The organism is Geodermatophilus sp. FMUSA9-8 (genome assembly GCF_037034165.1).
GTDB lineage: Bacteria > Actinomycetota > Actinomycetes > Mycobacteriales > Geodermatophilaceae > Geodermatophilus > Geodermatophilus nigrescens.
Map to the genome: position 1 here is coordinate 206246 of NZ_JBAGKE010000007.1, position 17659 is coordinate 223904.

General features: G+C 76.8%; 20 protein-coding genes. 9 read left to right on the plus strand and 11 right to left on the minus strand.

The genetic code is table 11. The features are described from left to right. The first annotated feature begins 2 nt into the window (after positions 1 to 2). Entirely contained in the window at positions 3 to 398 is a 396-nt protein-coding gene (locus WA616_RS16040) for a VOC family protein (RefSeq protein ID WP_336031481.1), read from the plus strand. A gap of 27 nt (positions 399 to 425) precedes the next feature. On the opposite strand, the gene WA616_RS16045 is transcribed toward WA616_RS16040, so the two are convergent. Both WA616_RS16045 and WA616_RS16050 read right to left on the minus strand, forming a co-directional pair. After that, positions 426 to 1310, minus strand: coding sequence for a dioxygenase family protein (locus tag WA616_RS16045; protein WP_336031354.1), 885 nt, complete (start codon positions 1308 to 1310; stop codon positions 426 to 428). A gap of 3 nt (positions 1311 to 1313) precedes the next feature. After that, positions 1314 to 2006, minus strand: a complete 693-nt coding sequence (locus WA616_RS16050; RefSeq protein ID WP_336031357.1) for a GTP cyclohydrolase II — start codon at positions 2004 to 2006, stop codon at positions 1314 to 1316. A gap of 88 nt (positions 2007 to 2094) precedes the next feature. Here WA616_RS16050 and WA616_RS16055 point away from each other — a divergent pair, with 88 nt between their 5' ends. The 3 genes from WA616_RS16055 (at position 2095) to WA616_RS16065 (ending at position 3693) form a co-directional block, all read left to right on the plus strand. Next, positions 2095 to 2604 (plus strand): MarR family winged helix-turn-helix transcriptional regulator, encoded by a 510-nt coding sequence (locus WA616_RS16055; RefSeq protein ID WP_336031359.1) that lies wholly within the window; start codon positions 2095 to 2097, stop codon positions 2602 to 2604. A 4-nt stretch (positions 2605 to 2608) separates the two neighbouring features. Continuing rightward, on the plus strand, positions 2609 to 3295 hold the full coding sequence (locus WA616_RS16060) for an alpha/beta hydrolase (RefSeq protein WP_336031361.1): 687 nt from the start codon (positions 2609 to 2611) through the stop codon (positions 3293 to 3295). Between the two features lie 62 nt (positions 3296 to 3357). Then, on the plus strand, positions 3358 to 3693 hold the full coding sequence (locus tag WA616_RS16065) for a VOC family protein (RefSeq protein WP_336031362.1): 336 nt from the start codon (positions 3358 to 3360) through the stop codon (positions 3691 to 3693). Positions 3694 to 3719: 26 nt separating this feature from the next. Here the strand turns inward: WA616_RS16065 and WA616_RS16070 are convergent, their stop codons facing one another. The 3 genes from WA616_RS16070 to WA616_RS16080 are packed head-to-tail and all read right to left on the minus strand — an operon-like array spanning position 3720 to position 6189. Continuing rightward, positions 3720 to 4280: a putative glycolipid-binding domain-containing protein gene (locus WA616_RS16070; protein ID WP_336031363.1), complete on the minus strand. Its 561-nt coding sequence runs from the start codon at positions 4278 to 4280 to the stop codon at positions 3720 to 3722. After that, positions 4277 to 4966, minus strand: coding sequence for a response regulator transcription factor (locus WA616_RS16075; RefSeq protein ID WP_336031365.1), 690 nt, complete (start codon positions 4964 to 4966; stop codon positions 4277 to 4279). Before WA616_RS16075 ends, WA616_RS16070 begins: the two co-directional genes overlap by 4 nt. After that, on the minus strand, positions 4963 to 6189 hold the full coding sequence (locus WA616_RS16080) for a sensor histidine kinase (RefSeq protein ID WP_336031367.1): 1227 nt from the start codon (positions 6187 to 6189) through the stop codon (positions 4963 to 4965). The genes WA616_RS16075 and WA616_RS16080 overlap by 4 nt, the downstream gene beginning before the upstream one ends. A 118-nt stretch (positions 6190 to 6307) precedes the next feature. Here WA616_RS16080 and WA616_RS16085 point away from each other — a divergent pair, with 118 nt between their 5' ends. From WA616_RS16085 to WA616_RS16095, 3 genes are all read left to right on the plus strand, one after another. After that, positions 6308 to 7039 (plus strand): GAP family protein, encoded by a 732-nt coding sequence (locus WA616_RS16085; protein WP_336031368.1) that lies wholly within the window; start codon positions 6308 to 6310, stop codon positions 7037 to 7039. A 106-nt stretch (positions 7040 to 7145) separates the two neighbouring features. Then, positions 7146 to 7403 (plus strand): hypothetical protein, encoded by a 258-nt coding sequence (locus WA616_RS16090; protein ID WP_073420565.1) that lies wholly within the window; start codon positions 7146 to 7148, stop codon positions 7401 to 7403. After that, positions 7400 to 7831, plus strand: a complete 432-nt coding sequence (locus WA616_RS16095) for a hypothetical protein (RefSeq protein ID WP_336031371.1) — start codon at positions 7400 to 7402, stop codon at positions 7829 to 7831. The genes WA616_RS16090 and WA616_RS16095 overlap by 4 nt, the downstream gene beginning before the upstream one ends. 51 nt (positions 7832 to 7882) lie before the next feature. On the opposite strand, the gene mgrA is transcribed toward WA616_RS16095, so the two are convergent. Continuing rightward, on the minus strand, positions 7883 to 8914 hold the full coding sequence (mgrA, locus tag WA616_RS16100) for an L-glyceraldehyde 3-phosphate reductase (RefSeq protein ID WP_336031374.1): 1032 nt from the start codon (positions 8912 to 8914) through the stop codon (positions 7883 to 7885). Further along, positions 8911 to 11100, minus strand: a complete 2190-nt coding sequence (locus WA616_RS16105) for a DUF222 domain-containing protein (protein WP_336031375.1) — start codon at positions 11098 to 11100, stop codon at positions 8911 to 8913. The genes mgrA and WA616_RS16105 overlap by 4 nt, the downstream gene beginning before the upstream one ends. A gap of 165 nt (positions 11101 to 11265) precedes the next feature. Between WA616_RS16105 and WA616_RS16110 the strand changes: the two genes are divergently transcribed. Both WA616_RS16110 and WA616_RS16115 read left to right on the plus strand, forming a co-directional pair. After that, positions 11266 to 12012, plus strand: coding sequence for an SDR family oxidoreductase (locus WA616_RS16110; RefSeq protein WP_336031376.1), 747 nt, complete (start codon positions 11266 to 11268; stop codon positions 12010 to 12012). Next, positions 12009 to 14117 carry a phosphotransferase gene (locus tag WA616_RS16115; RefSeq protein WP_336031378.1) on the plus strand — a complete coding sequence of 703 codons (2109 nt, stop codon included), beginning with the start codon at positions 12009 to 12011 and terminating at the stop codon, positions 14115 to 14117. The genes WA616_RS16110 and WA616_RS16115 overlap by 4 nt, the downstream gene beginning before the upstream one ends. On the opposite strand, the gene WA616_RS16120 is transcribed toward WA616_RS16115, so the two are convergent. The 4 genes from WA616_RS16120 to WA616_RS16135 form a co-directional block, all read right to left on the minus strand. After that, positions 14114 to 14974, minus strand: a complete 861-nt coding sequence (locus WA616_RS16120; protein ID WP_336031381.1) for an alpha/beta hydrolase fold domain-containing protein — start codon at positions 14972 to 14974, stop codon at positions 14114 to 14116. The genes WA616_RS16115 and WA616_RS16120 overlap by 4 nt on opposite strands. 4 nt (positions 14975 to 14978) lie before the next feature. Next, positions 14979 to 15959 (minus strand): NAD-dependent epimerase/dehydratase family protein, encoded by a 981-nt coding sequence (locus tag WA616_RS16125; RefSeq protein WP_336031382.1) that lies wholly within the window; start codon positions 15957 to 15959, stop codon positions 14979 to 14981. Positions 15960 to 15993: 34 nt separating this feature from the next. After that, positions 15994 to 16674: a SemiSWEET transporter gene (locus WA616_RS16130; protein ID WP_336031383.1), complete on the minus strand. Its 681-nt coding sequence runs from the start codon at positions 16672 to 16674 to the stop codon at positions 15994 to 15996. A gap of 243 nt (positions 16675 to 16917) precedes the next feature. Continuing rightward, a complete protein-coding gene (locus WA616_RS16135) occupies positions 16918 to 17520 on the minus strand; it encodes a ClpP family protease (protein ID WP_336031385.1) in 603 nt (200 codons plus the stop codon). Positions 17521 to 17659 lie beyond the last annotated feature (139 nt).

The window sequence follows — 17659 nt, forward strand, 5'->3', positions numbered from 1 at the left end:
GCATGCTGTTCGTCAAGCTGCCGGTGCGCGACCTGCCCGCCGCGCGGGCGTTCTACCAGGCGCTCGGCTTCCGCGTGGAGGAGAACTCCTCCGACGACGGCGAGGCCGCGGTGGTCCTGGGCGACGAGCAGGTGCTGTCGCTGCAGACCCGTGAGCGCTTCGCCGCGCTGCTCACGGGCGAGCCCGGCGACCCCTCGTCGGCCCCGACGGCGGTGCACGCCCTCACCGCCGGCGGGCGCACCGAGGTCGACGACCTGGTGTCCCGCGCGATCGCGGCCGGCGGCCGTCCCGGCGCTCCCGCGCGCGAGGAGGAGGCCAGCTACAGCCGCAGCTTCGCCGACCCGGACGGCAACGTCTGGGAGGTCGTCTGGATCGACCACGTGCACGTCGTCAACTGACGCCGGGTCGCCTGGGGGCGGACGCCCTCAGGCGACCTGGAACGAGCGCCTGGCCAGGCCGATGAAGAAGCCGTCGATGGCGGTGGTGACGCCGGCCGCGGGGTCCGTGGCCGCGCCGAGCGTGACGAACAGCGGCGTGAAGTGCTCGACCGTGGGGTGGGCGTAGCGCAGGCCGGGCGCCCGCAGCCGGAACCGCGCCAGCTCCTCGACGTCGCCGCGCGCCAGCGCGTCGGCGGCCCACGCGTCGAAGTCCGCTGACCAGCCGGGCACCGCGCCGCCGAGCATCTCGCGGGTCAGGTACGGCAGGCCGTGGGTCATGAACCCCGACCCGACCACCAGCACGCCCTGCTCCCGCAGCGGCCGCAGCCGCTCGCCGAGCGCCAGCAGCGTCGCGGTGTCGTGGGTGGGCAGGCTCAGCTGCAGCACCGGGACGTCGGCCTCCGGGTACATGACCTTGAGCGGCACCCAGGCGCCGTGGTCGAGGCCCCGCCCGCGGTGCTCGTGCACGTGCGCGGTCTCCGGCAGGACGGCGAGCAGCTGCCGCGCCAGGTCGGAGGACTCCGGGGTGTCGTAGCGCATCCGCTCGTACATCGGGTCGAACCCGCCGAAGTCGTAGACGAGCTCGGTGGGCACCGTGCTGGTGATGCCGAGGGAGTCCGACTCCCAGTGCGCGCTGACGATGAGCACCGCCCGCGGCCGGGGCAGCGCCCGCGCCCAGGCGGCCAGGTCGCGCATCCAGGCGGCGTCCTCGAACAGCGGCGGCGCGCCGTGGGAGAGGTACAGCGCCGGCAGCGGGCCGTCGTCCGGCGTCCAGGGGCGGTGCTCCCCCAGCCCGGCCACGTGCCCGAGGTGGGCGGCGAACGGGTGGCGGGGGTCGATGCGCGCGTCGGCGAGGGCGGTCGTCGAGGTCACCGGTCAGCCCGCCAGCGGGAGGTCGAGGGCGGGCAGGTCGAGCGTGTGCGCCGTGTGGTCGCGCTTGACGGCGAGGTAGTGGGCGTTGGCCGCCGACAGGTGGACGCCGGTCGGCACCCGCTCGGTCACCGCGACGCCGGCGAGCTCGAGCTGCGCGGCCTTGTCGGGGTTGTTCGACAGGAGACGCACGCGGTCGGCGCCGACGGCGGTGAGCATCTGCGCGGCGGCGGTGTAGTCGCGCTCGTCGTCGCCACGGCCCAGCGCGCGGTTGGCCGCGTAGGTGTCGAGGCCGGCGTCCTGCAGGGCGTAGGCGTCGAGCTTGGCGTACAGCCCGATGCCGCGGCCCTCCTGGCGGAGGTAGAGCAGGAACCCGCCCGCGGTGGTGATCCGCTCGGCCGCCTCGCGCAGCTGCGGGCCGCAGTCGCACCGCTCCGAGCCGAAGACGTCGCCGGTGAGGCACTCGCTGTGCGGGCGCACCAGGGGTGCCTCGCCGCCGGAGGCCGACCGCTCGAGCGCGCCGCGCCAGTCGCCGAGGCCGAGCAGCAGGTGCTCGCGGCCGTCGGCCAGCCCGTCGAAGGTGACGACGTCGGCCGTCGTCGCGTAGCCGTCGGGGAAGCGCATCGGCACCGTCACCCGGGTGCGCACGGTCGCCGCCGGGGCCGGGGACACGACGCCCGCGTCGAGGGAGAGGGTCATCGCGACCTCCGCATCAGTTGTACCTACAACCGATGACCCTAGCCCTCTTTGGTTGAAGCGACAAGTACCGCGGTGTCACCATGGGGTCGTGGCGGACTGGCTGAGCGAGGACGAGATGGCGGCGTGGGTGCGCCTGGTCGCCGTCGTGGAGCTGCTGCCCGGCGTCCTCGACGGCCAGCTGCGCCGCGACGCGCAGGTGACCCACTTCGACTACCACGTGCTGGCGATGCTGTCGGAGGCCCCGGACCGGACGCTGCGCATGACCGAGCTGGCCACCCGCACCAACGCCACGCTGCCGCGGCTGTCGCACGTCGTGCGCCGGCTCGAGGAGCGCGGGCTGGTCGAGCGGGCGCCCTGCCCCTGGGACGGCCGGGCCACCAACGCCCGGCTCACCGACGCCGGCTGGGCGAAGGTGCGCGCGACCGCGCCGGGGCACGTGGCCACCGTCCGCGAGCACGTCATCGACGCGCTCACCCCCGAGCAGGTGACCCAGCTGGCCGGCATCGCCGACGCGGTCCTGCGCCGCCTCGACCCCGACGGGAAGATGGCCGGGCTGCCGGGGGACGCCCCCGGAGGGGACCGCCGTCGGGCAGGGTGAGCCCATGACCGCTCCCCTCGCCGTGCTGGTCCACGGCCTGTGGCACGGCGCCTGGTGCTTCGACGGCGTCCGCGCCGCCCTCGTCGAGCGCGGCGTCGACAGCCTCGCCGTCGACCTGCCGCTCACCGACCTGCCCGCCGACACCGCGGCGCTCCGGTCGGCGCTGGACGCCGCGGGCCGCCCGGCGGTGCTGGTCGGGCACTCCTACGGCGGCGCGGTGGTCACCGGCGCCGGCACGCACCCGCTGGTCCGCGAGCTGGTGTTCCTCGCGGCCTTCGCACTCGACGACGGCGAGTCGGTGAGCCGCACCCGGCTCGGCGACCTGCCCGACACCCGGCTGGCCGAGGCGATGGTGGTGTCCGGCGACGAGATCGGCCTGGACCCCGTGCTGGGCGCCCGGCTGCTCTACGGCGACGCGCCGTTCGAGGTCGCCGCGGCGGCGCTGGCCCGGCTGCGCCCGGTGGGCCGGCAGGTGTTCCGCGGCGTGCCGGGGTCGATCGCCTGGCGCGGCGTGCCCTCGACCTATGCCGTGTGCACCGCCGACGAGGCCGTGCACCCCGAGCGGCAGCGCGCGATGGCGGCCCGGGCGGGCGCCCGTACGGTCGAGTGGAACTGCGGCCACAGCCCGGCCGCCACCTGCCCGGAGGCGGTCGCCGACCTCGTCGCGGAGCGGGTCCGGGCGCTCGGCTGACCGATGAGCCGGGGGTCCCGGGCCGGTCTGCCCTGGGGAACGCACCGACGAGGAGGAGCCCCATGACCGTCACGAGCGTGCTCGCGCAGGCCACCGTTCGCGACCTCGACCGCGCCGAGCGGTGGTACGCCACCCTGTTCGGCCGTGCCCCCGACAGCCGGCCCATGGACGGGCTGATCGAGTGGCACCTCACCGCCGACGCCGGCGTGCAGCTGTGGCGCGACCCGGAGCGCGCCGGCCGGTCGACGACGGTCCTCGGCGTCAGCGACGTCGACGCCGCCGCCCGCGACCTGGCCGCGGCCGGCGTCGCGCACGCCGGGCCGGAGCCCGGCGGCGGGAGCCGCGTCGTCCGGCTGGACGACCCCGACGGCAACCGCGTCGTCCTCATCGGCGACTGACGGCGCCCCGGCCCTCCGGCGGGAGGTCAGCCGGCCACGCGGGTGGACATCCCGGTGTAGTCGACGACGAGGCCGTCGTCATCGACGGTGAGCTCGAAGGCGCCGTGGGCGTCGTCGGAGTACCGCCAGCTCCGCTCCCCCAGACGCCGGTAGGTCTGGTCGACGCGCGTGACCCCGAGCGCCGGGACGTCGACCCACGCCACCGGGGTGACCACCTCCTCCCCCGCGGCCAGGCCCGCGAGCCGCCGGATCGGGAGGGTGTTGGTGAGCGGGGTGGCCGCGACGTCGACGTCGACGCAGCCGTCGAGCGCCGGGTCGGGCTCGCCGTCGCGGGTCCACCGGCGGTCGTCGCCGGCCGCGAGCACCAGCCGCCGCTCGCCCGCCGCGGACACCGCCGTCACCTCCACCGACCGCGTCGCCCAGGCGTCGTCGACCTCGACGCGGAACGAGCAGGCGAGCAGGGTCTCCGGCCCGGCGAGCACCTCGGTGCCGTGGAAGAGCCAGCCGCCCGGCCGCCGCTCCACGCGCGCCAGGCTGTGCCCGGCGTCCTCGTCGGCCCGCCGCCACGCCACCACCCGGGTCGTCATGCGCGGAGGCTAGGACCCCCTGCCGACGGTCCCGGGGCGCTCACCCCGGCCGAGCGGGCGAGCAGGGCGGCCTGCATGCGGCTCGTGAGCCCGAGCTTGGCCAGCACGCGGGAGACGTGCGTCTTCGCCGTCGCCTCGGTGATGGTCAGCGCGGCCGCGACGTCGGCGTTGGACATCCCCTCCCCGAGGCAGCCGAGGACGTCCCGCTCGCGCGGGGTGAGCCCGGCGAGCTCCGGCGGGGGTGGCTGCTGCGCGTCCCCCGCGGCCGGGACGACGAACCGGTCGAGCAGCCGCCGCGTCACCTCGGGGGCGAGCACGCCCTGCCCGCCGGCGACGCGGCGGACGGCGTCGACGAGGGTGGCCGCGCCGGCGGACTTGAGCAGGAAGCCCGCGGCGCCGGCCTGCAGGGCACCGACGACGTACTCGTCGAGGTCGAAGGTGGTGAGCACGAGCACCTCCGCGAGCCGCTCGGAGACGACGGCGCGGGTGGCCGCGATGCCGTCGGTGCCGGGCATCCGCAGGTCCATGAGGACGACGTCGGGGCGCAGTGCCCGGGCGTTGCCGACCGCGGCGGCGCCGTCGGCGGCCTCGCCCACGACCTCGATCCCCTCGCCGGTCTCCAGCAGCGCGCGCAGGCCGCTGCGCACGGCGGGGTGGTCGTCGGCGAGCAGTACCCGCACGGTCACGCGCCGACCCCCGCGGGGACGGCGAGCGGCAGCTCCGCGGCGACCGACCAGCGGGTGCGGGCGTCGTCGGCCCAGCCGGCGGCGAAGCGGCCGCCGAGGGACTCGGTGCGCTCGCGCATGGTGAGCAGGCCCAGGCCGGCGCCGGGGAGCCCGGGACCGCCGGAGCCGCCCGGGCCGTCGGCGCTGTCGACCCGCAGGGCGAGCCGGCCCCCCGACGTCCCGACGGCCACCTCCGCCCGGCCGCCGGGCGCGTGCTTGACCGCGTTGGTGAGCGCCTCCTGCAGCACCCGGTAGGCGGCCTGCTCCACCGCCGCGGGCAGCTCCGGCAGCGGCCCGGCGTCGAGGGTGACCGTCAGCCCGGCGGTGCGGGCGCCGGCGACCAGGGCGCCGAGCCGGTCGAGGCGCGGGGCGGCCGCGACGGGTCCGGCGTCGGCGCGCAGCAGCAGGATCATCGCCCGCATCTCCTCCAGCGACGTGAGGGCGGACGCGCGGACGGCCTCCAGCGCCGCGCGCTCCCGCTCGGCGCCGGGCACGGGCGGGCGGGCGAGCGCGGCCTCGGCGTGCAGCGCCACCGCGGAGACGTTCCCGGCGACGGCGTCGTGCAGGTCGCGCGCCATCCGCCCGCGCTCCTCCGCCCGGGCCTCGGCCGCGCGGAGGTCGGCGAGGTCGCGCAGGTCGTCGGCGCGGGCGCGGGCGAGGTCGGCCAGCTCGCGCTCCCGCCGGACGGCCAGGCCCCACCACAGCGGCGTGGTGAGCACGACGAACGTCTGCAGCGCGAGGAACGCCGTGACCCGCAGGTCCCGGGTCGCGGTCCACCCGAGCACCAGCGACAGGGACACCAGCGCCCACGACGCGGCGCGCAGCCGCAGCACCGCCGTCGGCCCCGCGTGCAGCGCGGCGGAGTAGACGAGGTCGAACAGGACGAGCAGCATCCCGATGCTGCCGCCGAGCGCCACGTCGGCGGCGAAGAGGACGGCGCCGGCCGACAGCGCGGCCACCGGACGGCGCCGCCTGCCGAGCATCGCCAGGCAGCCGAGCACGAGCGGGACGGCGTGCCACCAGCCGCTGCCGCCGGCCCGGCCGCTCCACAGGCCGGACAGGCCGGCGGCGACCAGCACCAGGCCGGCGGCGCCGGTGAGCACGGCGTCGCTGACGTCCCGGGCGCGGTCGGTGCCCCGCACCCGCGTGACCCACAGGTGCCGGAGGACGGCGAGGGCTCCCACCCGCTCATCCCAGCACGGGGTGCCACCCGCCGGCGTCCGTCGAAGGGTGTACGCCGCGCCCCGGGGACACCTCCTCCGGCCGACGACGGCGGCGGCCCGGGCGGCGAGGGTCGGCGTCGTGGACCTCGAACTGCTCGCCCTCGTCCCGCTGGCGCTGGTGGACAGCACCAGCGTCGGGACCCTGCTGCTGCCGATCTGGTTCCTGCTCGCGCCGGGCCGGGTGCGCGCGCGGCGGTTGCTGGTCTTCCTGGGCACGATCGCCGGCTTCTACCTGCTGGTGGGTGTGGCCCTGCTGGCCGGCGCGGAGGCCCTGCGGGACCGGGCCGCGGGACTCGGCGACTCCTCCGCGCTGACCGTCGCGCAGCTGCTGCTCGGCGTCACGCTGTTCGCGTCGAGCTTCGCGATGGGCCGCCGGCGCGAGGGGAGCCGCCGGTCCGGCCGGGTGCTGCGCTGGCGGGACCGGGCCGTGGGCGGCGGGGAGGGCGGCACCGGCGTGCTGGTCGGGCTCGCGCTGGGTGCGGGGCTGCTCGAGCTGGCCACGATGCTGCCCTACCTCGCCGCGATCGGGCTGCTCGGCGGGTCGGGCCTGTCCCCCGTGCTGCAGGGCGGGGCGCTGGCCGGCTACTGCCTGGTGATGGTGCTGCCGGCGCTGCTCCTGCTGGCGCTGCGGCTGCTGGCCGCCCGGCAGGTGGAGCCGCTGCTCGCGCGGGTGGGGTCGTGGCTGGAGCGCACGGGCGCCGAGACGACGGCGTGGGTCGTCGGCATCGCCGGCTTCCTGCTCGCACGCGACGCGATCGGCCGCCTGCCGGCGCTGACCGGGTGGCTCGACGGCCTCGGGACCGGCGTCTGATCCCGCCCCGGTCCGGGGAACCGACCCGTCCGCGGCGCGTCGTGTGCGCCCCGCGGGGGCCGGGTAGGTGGCCGCCGACCTGCACGTTCCGAACCAGGGAGCACCGATGACCACGCCCGAGACGACGACCCGTGACGCCGCCACCGGCCAGCGCGACATCAAGTCGCACGAGACGACCAGCTTCGCCGACCTCGGCAAGGAGATGTGGTCCTACCTCACCGGCAAGGGCGCGGCGATCAACTACGAGTTCGTCGACATGACCGTCGAGGTGCCGCGCGAGACCGGGCCGTCCGCGCCCCGGGCCACGTGGAAGCTCAACGGCACGCTGCGCATCACGACCGCCGAGAACGCCAGCCGGGGATGACCCCGGAGGGCGACCGCCGGCTCGAGGTGACCGCCGACCTGCGCCTGGAGGTCGACGGCGTCCCCGTGCGGGTGGAGGCGTCGGGGTCGGAGATCTCGGTGACCTCCGACGACGTCCGGCGCCTGTTCGCCGCCGTCCGGGTGGCCGGCGGGGCCGCCACCCAGGGGTCACCCGGGCGGACCGAGCTGGCGCGCGTGGCCGACACGCTCGCCGGCCACGGGCTCACCGCGCGGCTCGACGGGCCGGCCGGCCGGGTGCTGAGCCTGGGGGCCGACGTCGACTCGCCGGCCGGCTCGGCCCTCCTGGGCACGCGGCGGGCCCGGCTCCACCCCGCCGGGGCGCTGCGCAGCAGCGGCCCGGTCCCCGTGGCGGCCGCGGGGCTGCTGCTGGTGGTGATCGCCGCGCTGGCCCGCCGGCGACGGCGCTGAGCCCGGGCCGGCTCGCGTCGCGCGGGCCGGCCCGGGACGTCCCGCGCGCGCTCAGGCGGTGCGGGCGCCCTCCCACAGGTCGATGCCGGCGTCGACCGCGTGCTGGTCGATGCGGCGGAGCTCGTCCTCGGAGAACTGGAGGTTCCCCAGCGCCGCGACGTTCTGCTCGAGCTGGCCGACGCTGCTCGCGCCGATGAGCACGCTGGTGACCCGCTCGTCGCGCAGCGCCCACGCCAGCGCCATCTGCGCGAGCGACTGACCCCGCTCCTGCGCCATCCCGTTCAGGGCACGGACGTGCGCGAGCGACTCCTCGGTGAGCAGGTCGGTCGACAGCGACTTGCCCTGCGTGGCGCGGGAGCCGGCGGGGATGCCGTCGAGGTACTTGTCGGTGAGCATCCCCTGCGCGAGCGGGGAGAAGGCGATGCAGCCGGCACCGACCTCGGCGAGGGTGTCGAGCAGGCCCTCGGTCTCCACCCAGCGGTTGAGCATCGAGTAGCTGGGCTGGTGGATGAGCAGCGGCGTGCCCAGGTCGGCGAGGATCGCGGCGGCCTTCGCGGTGTCCTGCGGCGAGTAGGACGAGATGCCGGCGTAGAGCGCCTTCCCCGACCGGACGGCGGTGTCGAGCGCGCCCATCGTCTCCTCGAGCGGCGTCGTCGGATCGGGCCGGTGGGAGTAGAAGACGTCGACGTAGTCCAGGCCCATGCGGGCAAGCGACTGGTCGAGGCTCGCCAGCACGTACTTCCGCGACCCGCCGCCCTGGCCGTAGGGGCCGGGCCACATGTCCCAGCCGGCCTTGGTGGAGAGCACGAGCTCGTCGCGGTACGGGCGGAAGTCGTCGCGCAGGTGCCGGCCGAAGTTGGTCTCCGCGCTGCCGTAGGGCGGGCCGTAGTTGTTGGCCAGGTCGAAGTGGGTGATCCCGAGGTCGAAGGCCCGGCGCAGGACGGCGCGCTGGCGGTCGAGCGGGACGTCGTCGCCGAAGTTGTGCCAGAGGCCGAGGCTGACGGCCGGGAGGTCCAGGCCGCTGCGGCCGGTGCGGCGGTAGGTCATGGAGTCGTAGCGGTTCTCGGCGGCGGCATACGTCATGACGTCGATCCTGCCTCCCGGTCCTCCAGGCCGCGCCGGGTCACCAGGGCGGCGGCTGCGTGGTCGCGGTGAGGCCGCTGGGGGTGGTGACGGTGAGGGTGCCGTCGGGCTGCAGCGTGTGGGTCCAGCCGGGGGCCTGGTGCTTGCCGCGGTGGTGGCCGGTGCAGAAGCCGGTGAGGTTGCCGGCGGCGGTCGCACCGAGCGGCCAAGGCGTGCCGTGGTCGAGCTCGCCCTTCCTGGGGACGGGGCGGCGGCAGCCGGGGAAGCGGCAGCGGCGGTCGCGGGCGCGGACGTGCCGGTCGAGGGCGGCACCCGGGCGGTAGCGGTCGGTCCCCCCCGGGTGCGTGCAGGCCGGTGCCGGCGCGATTGGCGCGGCGCAGCTCCGGTAGGTCGGTGAGGGTGAGCAGGGCGCCGGTGAGAGCGTGGGTGACCGCGATGCGGGGCCGGTCGGCGAGGCCGCCGCCCGCGGTGCGGGTGAGCAGGTCGGCGAGCTCCGCTCGGGTGGCGTCGGTGGCTCGCGCCAGGGCTGTGACCGCGTCGGCCGCTGCGGTCGCGCGGCCGGCCGGACTGTCCACCCAGGCGCCCTCGTCAGTCGCGTCGGCGCGCTCGGCGGTGGCGACCAGGCGGCGGGCGCGGCCGATCGCCTGCTCGGCGTCGAGCAGCGCGGAGCCCGCATCGTCGACCGCCCGGTCGGCGCGGGCCCACCAGCCGTCGGGCGCAGGTTGGGGTGCTGGCGGGGTGTCGGGCCGGGGATCGCCCGGGTCGTCGGGAGCGAGGTCGCCGCACGGTGGTGACAATCCGGGTGGTGGCCCGGGGTCGTCATCGAGGGCGGGGTCAAGGTCGGCGTAGAGCTCGCCGGTGGCGACGCGGCGTTCGATCCCGGCCCACCAGGCGGCATCGGCCTCCATCTCGGCGATGTGCTGGGCGATGGCGGCGTCGCTCAGGCCGCGCAGCGGGTCCACGCCCTTGACCAGGCTGACGCCGGAGGTGGTCGGCTCCGGAGGATCGGCGTCGTCCGCGGTGGTGGCGGCGCCCGGTGCGGTGTCCCCTGCGGGCTTCGCGCCTGCGGTCTCGGCGCTGTCAGGTGCGGTGCTCTCAGGCGCGGTGCCGGTGCGCGCGGTCGCTGCGGTCGATCTCGCGGCGGCGGGGTCCTGCTCGGCGGGGTCCTGGTCAGCGAAGTCCCGAGCGGTGTCCTCGGCAGCGGTGCCGGCGGTCGCGGTGCCCTCGGCGAGCGCCGCGTCGCCCTCGGCGGTCAGGTCCTCGGCGGTCGTGCGCGCGCCGGTCAGGGCGGCGAGCAGGGCCCGGACCACCTCGGCGGGGACGACCTGCCCGTCGATCTCGCACGGCTGGTCACCACCGAGCAGGGCCCCGACCGGCGCGACGACGTTGAGCACCACCTGCACCGGTGACAGCCCGTTCTCACCGGGCCGCAGCACCAGGTCGAGCAGCGCGTCGGCCATCTTCTGGCCCCGCGTGCGCCCGTCGTCGGGCAGCGCGTCCGCGTAGGCGCCCAGCGCCGCCATCAGGGCCGCAGCCTCGGGCGTCGTGAGCAGTGCGGAGACGACCGCCATGCCGTCACAGGAGTCGGGCCGGCACGACAGGCCGCGTCGCGTGACGGCGCGGGCGAGGTCCTCGGCGGCCGACCGGGCCTTGCGCTTGAGCACCTCCCGGCGGGCCTTGTCCCGCAGCTGCGCCGGCGTGCACACCGCGCCGCGGCGGGCGGCCCACGCCAGCAGGTCCCGCTCCAGCGCGGCGCGCACCGTGTCGTCGGCGACCGGGGCGACGTGGTCGAGCAGCGCGGCCACGTGCCCGCCGTGGACGGCACCGGCCTCGAGCGCGTTCAGGGTAGCCGGGAGCCGGTGCACCAGAGTCAGGGAGGTGGTCAGCAGGTTCTCCGCCGCCGTCGAGGTCAGCGACAGCGCCACCACCAGCTCCTGGGTGGCCCACTCGCTCACCGACCGCAGCAGCTCCGGCCGCGCCGCCCACCGCTCCGCTGACATCGCCCCGCGCGTGCCCTGCGGACGGTCCACCGACGCAGGACGGGACAGCGCGAACGCCGCCACCGCCCGGTACCGCAGCGCCGACTGCCGCGACACCTCCCGATCACACGCCTGCACCAGCCCCAACGGTCCGGACGCCCACCCCACGGGTGGCGCCTCGGCGGGAGCGGGCAGGACCGTCGTCACACCTTCGATCATAGGTTCGAACGGGGACCCGAACAACCCCTGTGGACAGATGGAACCGCAGGTCAGGAGGCCGCCGCGACGCTGATGGACCCCGCCGTCCGAGGCCTCATGCCCCTCGCCCATGCTGGCCCGGTACGGAACCGGACCGGTCGGACAGGGGTGGACATGGGCAGCGGCACCGTCGTCATCACGGGCGCCAGCGCGGGGCTCGGCGCGGAGATGGCACGGCAGTTCGCCGCCCGCGGCTGGGACCTCGCCCTGTGCGCCCGCCGCACCGACCGGCTCGACGCCCTCGCCGCGGAGATCCGGGAGCGGACCGGCCGGCGCGTCGAGACCGCCGCCCTCGACGTCACCGACGCCGACGCCGTCCCCGCCGTGTTCCGGCGGTTCGACGAGGCGTTCGGCGGCCTCGACCGGGTCGTCGTCAACGCGGGCCTCGGCAAGGGTGCACCGCTGGGCACCGGCCGCGCCGACGCCAACCGCGAGACGGCGATGACCAACTTCGTCGGCGCGCTGGCGCAGTGCGAGGCGGCGCTCGAGGTCTTCCGCCGCCAGCAGCGCGGCCACCTCGTCCTCGTCAGCTCCATGTCGGCGCTGCGCGGGATGCGCCGGAGCATGACCACCTACGCCGCCACCAAGGCCGGCGTCGCCGCGCTCGCCGAGGGCCTGCGCTCCGAGCGCATCCCCGGGGTCGACGTGTCGGTCGTCTACCCCGGCTACATCCGCTCGGAGATGAACGAGCACGTGCAGCAGGCCACCCGCTTCATGGTCGACACCGAGACCGGCGTGCGGGCGATGGTCCGGGCGATCGAGGCGCGGAAGGCCAAGGCGTACGTGCCGGCCTGGCCGTGGGTACCCATCGGCGTCGCGATGCGCGTCCTGCCGCTGTCGGTCGTGCGGAAGCTGTCGTGACCGACGCGCGCCCGGTCCGCGCCGAGGACGCCTTCGACGTCGAGGCCGTCGCCGCGTGGCTGGCGCGGCACGCCGACCCGCAGCGCGCCGGCGTCGACCTCGGCGCCGTCCCCGAGGTGCGCCAGTTCTCCGGCGGCGTCTCCAACCTGACCTACCTGCTGCGCTACCCCGACGGCGACCTGGTGCTGCGCCGGCCGCCGCGCGGGCAGCACACCGGCACCGCGCACGACGTCGCCCGCGAGTACCGCGTCCAGGAGGCGCTCGGCCGCGTGCTGCCGGCGGTGCCGCGGACGGTCGCGCTGTGCGAGGACACCGCCGTCATCGGCACGCCGTTCTCCGTCGTCCGGCGGATCGAGGGGCCGATCCCCCGCCGCAGCCTGCCGCCGGGCGTCGACCTGACCCAGGACCAGGTCGCGGAGCTCTGCCGCAACGTCGTCGACCTGCTCGTCGACCTGCACCGCGTCGACGTCGACGCCGCCGGGCTGGCCGCCCTCGACCGCGGCCCCGGTTACGTGCGCCGCCAGGTCGACAACTGGACGAGCCGGTACGCGCGGGCCCGCACCCGCGACGTGCCCGGCTTCGCCCGGGTGACGGCGTGGCTGGCGGCGCACCAGCCCGCCGACCGGCCGCACACCCTCGTGCACAACGACTTCCGCTTCGACAACGTAGTGCTCGACCCCGCCGACCCGACCCGTCCGGCCGGGCTGCTGGACTGGGAGCTGGCCACCGTCGGCGACCCGCTGATGGACCTCGCGAGCGCGCTCGGCTACTGGATCCAGGCCGACGACGGCCCGCTGATGCGCCGGTTCAGCCGCCAGCCGACGACGCTGCCCGGGATGATGACCCGCGAGCAGGTCGTCGCCCACTACTGCGCGCGCACCGGCGAGCGCGTCACGAACGCCGAGTGGGCCTGGTACGAGGTGTTCGGCCTGTTCCGCGTCGCGGTCATCGCCCAGCAGGTCTACGCCCGCTACCGCGCCGGGCAGACGACGAACCCGGCGTTCCGCTCCTTCGGCGTCGCCGTCCGGCTGCTCGAGTTGCGGTGCCGCCGGGTGATCGCGCGGGCGGAGCGGCTGACCCCCGACCGCGCGGCCGCCCAGGTCGGCAGCCCGCTGCTCACCCGCCGCCGGATCCGCCCGCGCCGGTGGACCCCGCCGCCGTTCGCCGACCCCGGCCCCACCGCCCCGCTGCGGATCTCCCGCCGGCTCGACCCCGGCGGGCACGGCCCCGAGGACGTCGTCCTCGACGACGCCGGGCTGGCCGTCACGGGGCTGCGCGACGGCAGCGTCGTCCGCGTCGACGTGCGCACCGGGGAGCGCACGGTGGTCGGCCGCACCGGCGGGCGGCCGCTCGGCGTGGAACCGCTCCCCGACGGCGCCGTGCTGGTGTGCGACCACGACCGCGGGCTGCTGCGCGTCGGGCCCGACGGCGCGGTCGACGTGCTCGTGGGCGAGGTCGACGGCGAGCCGGTGACCTTCGCCAGCAACGTCGTCGCCGCGCCCGACGGCACGGCCTGGTTCACGACGTCGACCAGCCGCTGGGACGTCGAGCACCACCTCGGCGACGTGTTCGAGCACTCGGCCACCGGCCGGTTGCTGCGGCGCGACCCCGACGGCACGGTGACGACGGTCCTGTCCGGGCTCGGCTTCGCCAACGGCCTGGTCCGCGCGGCCGACGGCTCGCACCTGCTGCTCGCCGAGACCAGCCGCTACCGGGTGCTGCGGCACTGGCTCACCGGCCCGCGGGCGGGGACCACCGAGCCGCTCGTGGAGAACCTGCCCGGCTTCCCGGACAACGCCTCGCTCGGCAGCGACGGCCTGCTCTGGGTGGCGATCGCCGCGCCGCGCAACGCGCTGCTCGACCGGCTACTGCCGCTGCCGGGGGTGCTCCGGCTGGCGCTGTGGAACGTGCCGGAGCGCGTGCGGCCGAGGGCGACGCCGATCGCCTGGGTGATGGCCTTCGACCCGGCCGACGGGCGCCGCGTGCACGACCTGCGCGCTCCCGACGCCGGGTACGGCTTCGTCACCGCGGTCGCCGAGCGCGACGGCACGGTCGTCGTCGCCGGGCTGCACGAGGACGACCTGGCGGTGCTCGACCGCTCCTAGCCGGTGACCGCGGCCACGAACGCGCGGGTGCCGGCGCGGCCCTCCGGCGTCGGCGTCAGCGGGTAGACGTGCACCGCACGCCGGACGGCGGTGACCTCCACCCGCGTGCCCTCGGCCGCCGCCCGGTCCCGCAGCCGCAGGACGTCGGGGTACAGCAGGTCGCGGGTGCCCACCCAGACGCGCACCGGCGGGAGGCCGGCGAGCGGGCCGTGCAGCGGGCTGAGCCGCGGGTAGGCCGGGTCGTCGCCGCCGGCCCACGCGCGCCCGGCCTCGCGCAGGCCCGCGCTGGACAGCCACGGGTCGCGGGCCTCGGCCACCGCGACCGCGGGGTCGGCCAGCGCGAGGTCGAGCCACGGGGCGATCAGCGCGACCTGGCGGGGCTGCGGTCGGTCGGCGCCGAGGAGGGTCTGCGCGAAGCCGAGCGCCAGCCCGCCTCCGGCCGAGTCGCCGGCCAGCACGACGTCGTCGCCGAGGTCCGGGTACAGGGCGTCGAGCAGCCGGTACGCCTCCCGGTACGTGTGCCGGGGCGCGAGCCCGTAGTCCGGGACCACCACCCGCGCGCCGGCGTCGGCCAGCCGCCCGGCCAGCGTCCAGTGCTGCGGCGCCGCACCGGCGACGTACGCGCCGCCGTGCAGGTACAGGACGGTCCGCGTCGCGCCGCCGCGCGGGGTCACGGTGGCCACGGGGAAGCCCTCGACGTCGCGGGTGTCCACCTCGTGGCGACGGCGCAGCGCCGCGGGCGCCGCGGCGGTCGGGCCCGGGTCGGCCATCCGGCGGCGGGCCGCCTCGGCGGTGGCCATCCGCGGCTTGGCCGTCAGCCGCAGGTACGCCGCGACCGCCCGCATCCGCACGCTCATGCGCTCACCCTCGCACGGTGTAGGGGCCGGTCGACGTCGGGTGGTAGCCCTTGGCGCCGACGCTGCGGGCGAGCGCGCTGCGCGGCGGGCGGCCGGCGGCGAGCGCGTCGAGGGCCGCGCGGAAGTCCCACCCCGGGGTCCACCCGAGGTCGGCGCGGGCGGCGTCGTTGACGTACACCCGGTCGATCGAGGGGAACAGCCGCCAGCCGAGCCGCGCGTACAGCTCCGGGGCGTCGGGGAACAGCCGGGCGACGACGGCCGGCGCGTCGGTGCGCAGCCGCGCGAGGTCGCCGCGGCCGAACGGTGTGGTGGCGCTGACGACGTACCGGCCGAAGCCGAGGGCGGGCGCGCGGTCGAGCGCGGCGCGGTGCGCCGAGACGACGTCGGCGAGGTCGACCCGGCGGTACAGCAGCTCGTTGACCTTGACGTTGTCGTCGGCGTACGCGGTGCGGACGTCGTCGCTGTCGTCGCCCTCCGGGAAGAACCGCGAGGTGCGCAGCACGACGACGGGCAGGCCGGTGTCGCGGGCGACGAGCTCGGCGAGGTCCTCGGCGGCGACCTTCGTGGCGCCGTAGACGTTGCGCACCCGCGGCGGGACCGCCTCGTCCACCCAGGCCGCGGGCTCCCCCGGCGCCGGGGTGAGCGCGCGTCCGAAGGCGCTGGTCGTGCTGGTGACCAACGCCCGCCCGACACCGGCGGCCGCGGCCTCCTCCAGCACGGTCAGCGTGCCGGTGACGTTGGTGTCGACGAACTCCTGCCGGCTGTGCGTGCCGACGTGCGGCTTGTGCAGCGTGGCGGTGTGCACGAGTGCGTCGGCGCCGCGGACCGCGGACCGGACCGCCGCGCGGTCGCCCACCGAGGCGAGGACGTCGGTGGTCGGCGCGGGCAGCAGGTCCAGGCCCACGACGTCATCGCCGGCCTGCCGCAGCACGCGCACCAGCGCCTCGCCGAGGTGGCCCGAGCTGCCGGTGACCAGGACGCGCACGTGCTCCACCCTGGCACGCCGCCGGGGCGTGCCGTCAGGCCGCGGCGGCCAGGCGGGGACGCGGCCGGCGGGCGGCCAGCGCGACAACCGGGGCGAGCGGGCGGCGGCCGGACACCACGGTGAGGGTGACCAGCGCGCAGGCGAGCCCGACCGCGGCCGACAGCGCCATCAGCGACTGGTCCGCGACGGCGCCGTACCCGGCCCACGCGGCGCACGAGCCGGCGCCGAGCCACCACCGCACCGGCGACATGCCGGACAGGTCCTGGCTGCGGTCGCGCAGCAGCGCCAGCGGCTGCGGCAGCGCGGCGGCCGCGCCGACGACGGCGGCGGCCGCCGCGAGGACGTCCGCGGCCCCGGACGGCGCGACCCCGAGGAGCAGGACGGCGCCGGTGCAGCCGGCCGTCACCGCGGTCAGGCCCGCGGCGCCCGGGGCGGTGCGCAGCAGCGCGCGGCGGGTGCGCAGGTCCGGCCGGGCGAGGAGGAGGGCGGCCAGCACCGCGGTGTTGCCCGCCCCGACGACGGTGTTGGTGACCACCTGGGCGGGGTCGGCGATCAGGAGCCCGACGACGAGCCAGGACAGGTTGAGCGGGGCGGCGAGCCAGGCGGCCGAGGGCGAGAGGCCGGCGGTACGGCCGTGCCGGCAGGACAGCCAGACCTGGGGCCAGATGACGGAGATGCTGAGGAGGGTCGCGACGAGGCCGAGGGCGGCGGGCATGGCGGAGCGGGATCCGTTCGGGTGGTGCGGGCGAGGCCGGCCACCCGCCGGGAGACGGCGCTCCTCCGGGCCGCGGTCCCTCGTCGCCGAGCGGATCCGCCGGCGCTGCGCGGTGGCCGCACGGGTCATCGGCATACCGGAACCGATTCGTCACCCGATCCGCCGCGTCGGCGCTGTGACCTCGCTCGCGCCCCTCCCCGCTGTGCCTCCCCGCCGAGCCCGCCCGCCCGACCCGTCCCCGCCTCAGGTGCGCGCGGCCGGCAGCGCGGCCGCGGAGGAGACCACGTGGTCGACCAGGCCGTAGGCGCGCGCCTCCTCCGGGGTGAACCAGCGGTCGCGGTCGGAGTCGCGCTCGATGCGCTCGACGTCCTGGCCGGTGTGCAGGGCCTGCAGCTCGTTCACCTGGCGCTTGAGGCGGCGCAGCACGTCGGCCTGGATGGCGATGTCGGACTGGGTGCCACCGACGCCGGCGGAGGGCTGGTGCACCAGGATCCGGGTGTGCGGCAGCCCGTGCCGCTTGCCCGGCGTGCCCGCGGTCAGCAGGAACTGCCCCATCGACGCCGCCATCCCGAACGCGTACGTGGCCACGTCGCAGCCGATGAACCGCATGGTGTCGTAGACGGCCAGCCCGGCATCCACGGAGCCGCCCGGTGAGTTGACGTAGAGGTGCACGTCGCGGTGGGGGTCGTCGGCGGCGGGCAGCAGCATCCGCGCGCACAGCTGGTTGGCGACGTCGTCGTCGACCGCGCTGCCGAGGACGAGGATGCGCTCGCTCAGCAGCTGGTCGGAGACGGCGTCCTGCAGCGACCGGGCGCCGCCGGTCTCTCGCATGGTCGGGTGGGACATGGTGCCTCCTGCGTCGCCGGGACCGGACGACCGCAGTACAGCGGGAATGGTCGGGAAATGCGCCGGGAGATTGGCCTATTGCGCTTCCCGCGCATCTCTTGTGCCGAGCGCGGAACGACCGGTGCCCCGGCCCCGCGAG

Bases quoted from the DNA above. Each gene is read 5' to 3' on its own strand.
- WA616_RS16040 (WP_336031481.1), top strand. From the start codon at position 3: ATGCTGTTCGTCAAGCTGCCGGTGCGCGACCTGCCCGCCGCGCGGGCG.
- WA616_RS16050 (WP_336031357.1), bottom strand. From the start codon at position 2,006: ATGACCCTCTCCCTCGACGCGGGCGTCGTGTCCCCGGCCCCGGCGGCG.
- WA616_RS16060 (WP_336031361.1), top strand. From the start codon at position 2,609: ATGACCGCTCCCCTCGCCGTGCTGGTCCACGGCCTGTGGCACGGCGCC.
- WA616_RS16065 (WP_336031362.1), top strand. From the start codon at position 3,358: ATGACCGTCACGAGCGTGCTCGCGCAGGCCACCGTTCGCGACCTCGAC.
- WA616_RS16070 (WP_336031363.1), bottom strand. From the start codon at position 4,280: ATGACGACCCGGGTGGTGGCGTGGCGGCGGGCCGACGAGGACGCCGGG.
- WA616_RS16090 (WP_073420565.1), top strand. From the start codon at position 7,146: ATGACCACGCCCGAGACGACGACCCGTGACGCCGCCACCGGCCAGCGC.
- WA616_RS16095 (WP_336031371.1), top strand. From the start codon at position 7,400: ATGACCCCGGAGGGCGACCGCCGGCTCGAGGTGACCGCCGACCTGCGC.
- mgrA (WP_336031374.1), bottom strand. From the start codon at position 8,914: ATGACGTATGCCGCCGCCGAGAACCGCTACGACTCCATGACCTACCGC.
- WA616_RS16110 (WP_336031376.1), top strand. From the start codon at position 11,266: ATGGGCAGCGGCACCGTCGTCATCACGGGCGCCAGCGCGGGGCTCGGC.
- WA616_RS16120 (WP_336031381.1), bottom strand. From the start codon at position 14,974: ATGAGCGTGCGGATGCGGGCGGTCGCGGCGTACCTGCGGCTGACGGCC.
- WA616_RS16130 (WP_336031383.1), bottom strand. From the start codon at position 16,674: ATGCCCGCCGCCCTCGGCCTCGTCGCGACCCTCCTCAGCATCTCCGTC.
- WA616_RS16135 (WP_336031385.1), bottom strand. From the start codon at position 17,520: ATGTCCCACCCGACCATGCGAGAGACCGGCGGCGCCCGGTCGCTGCAG.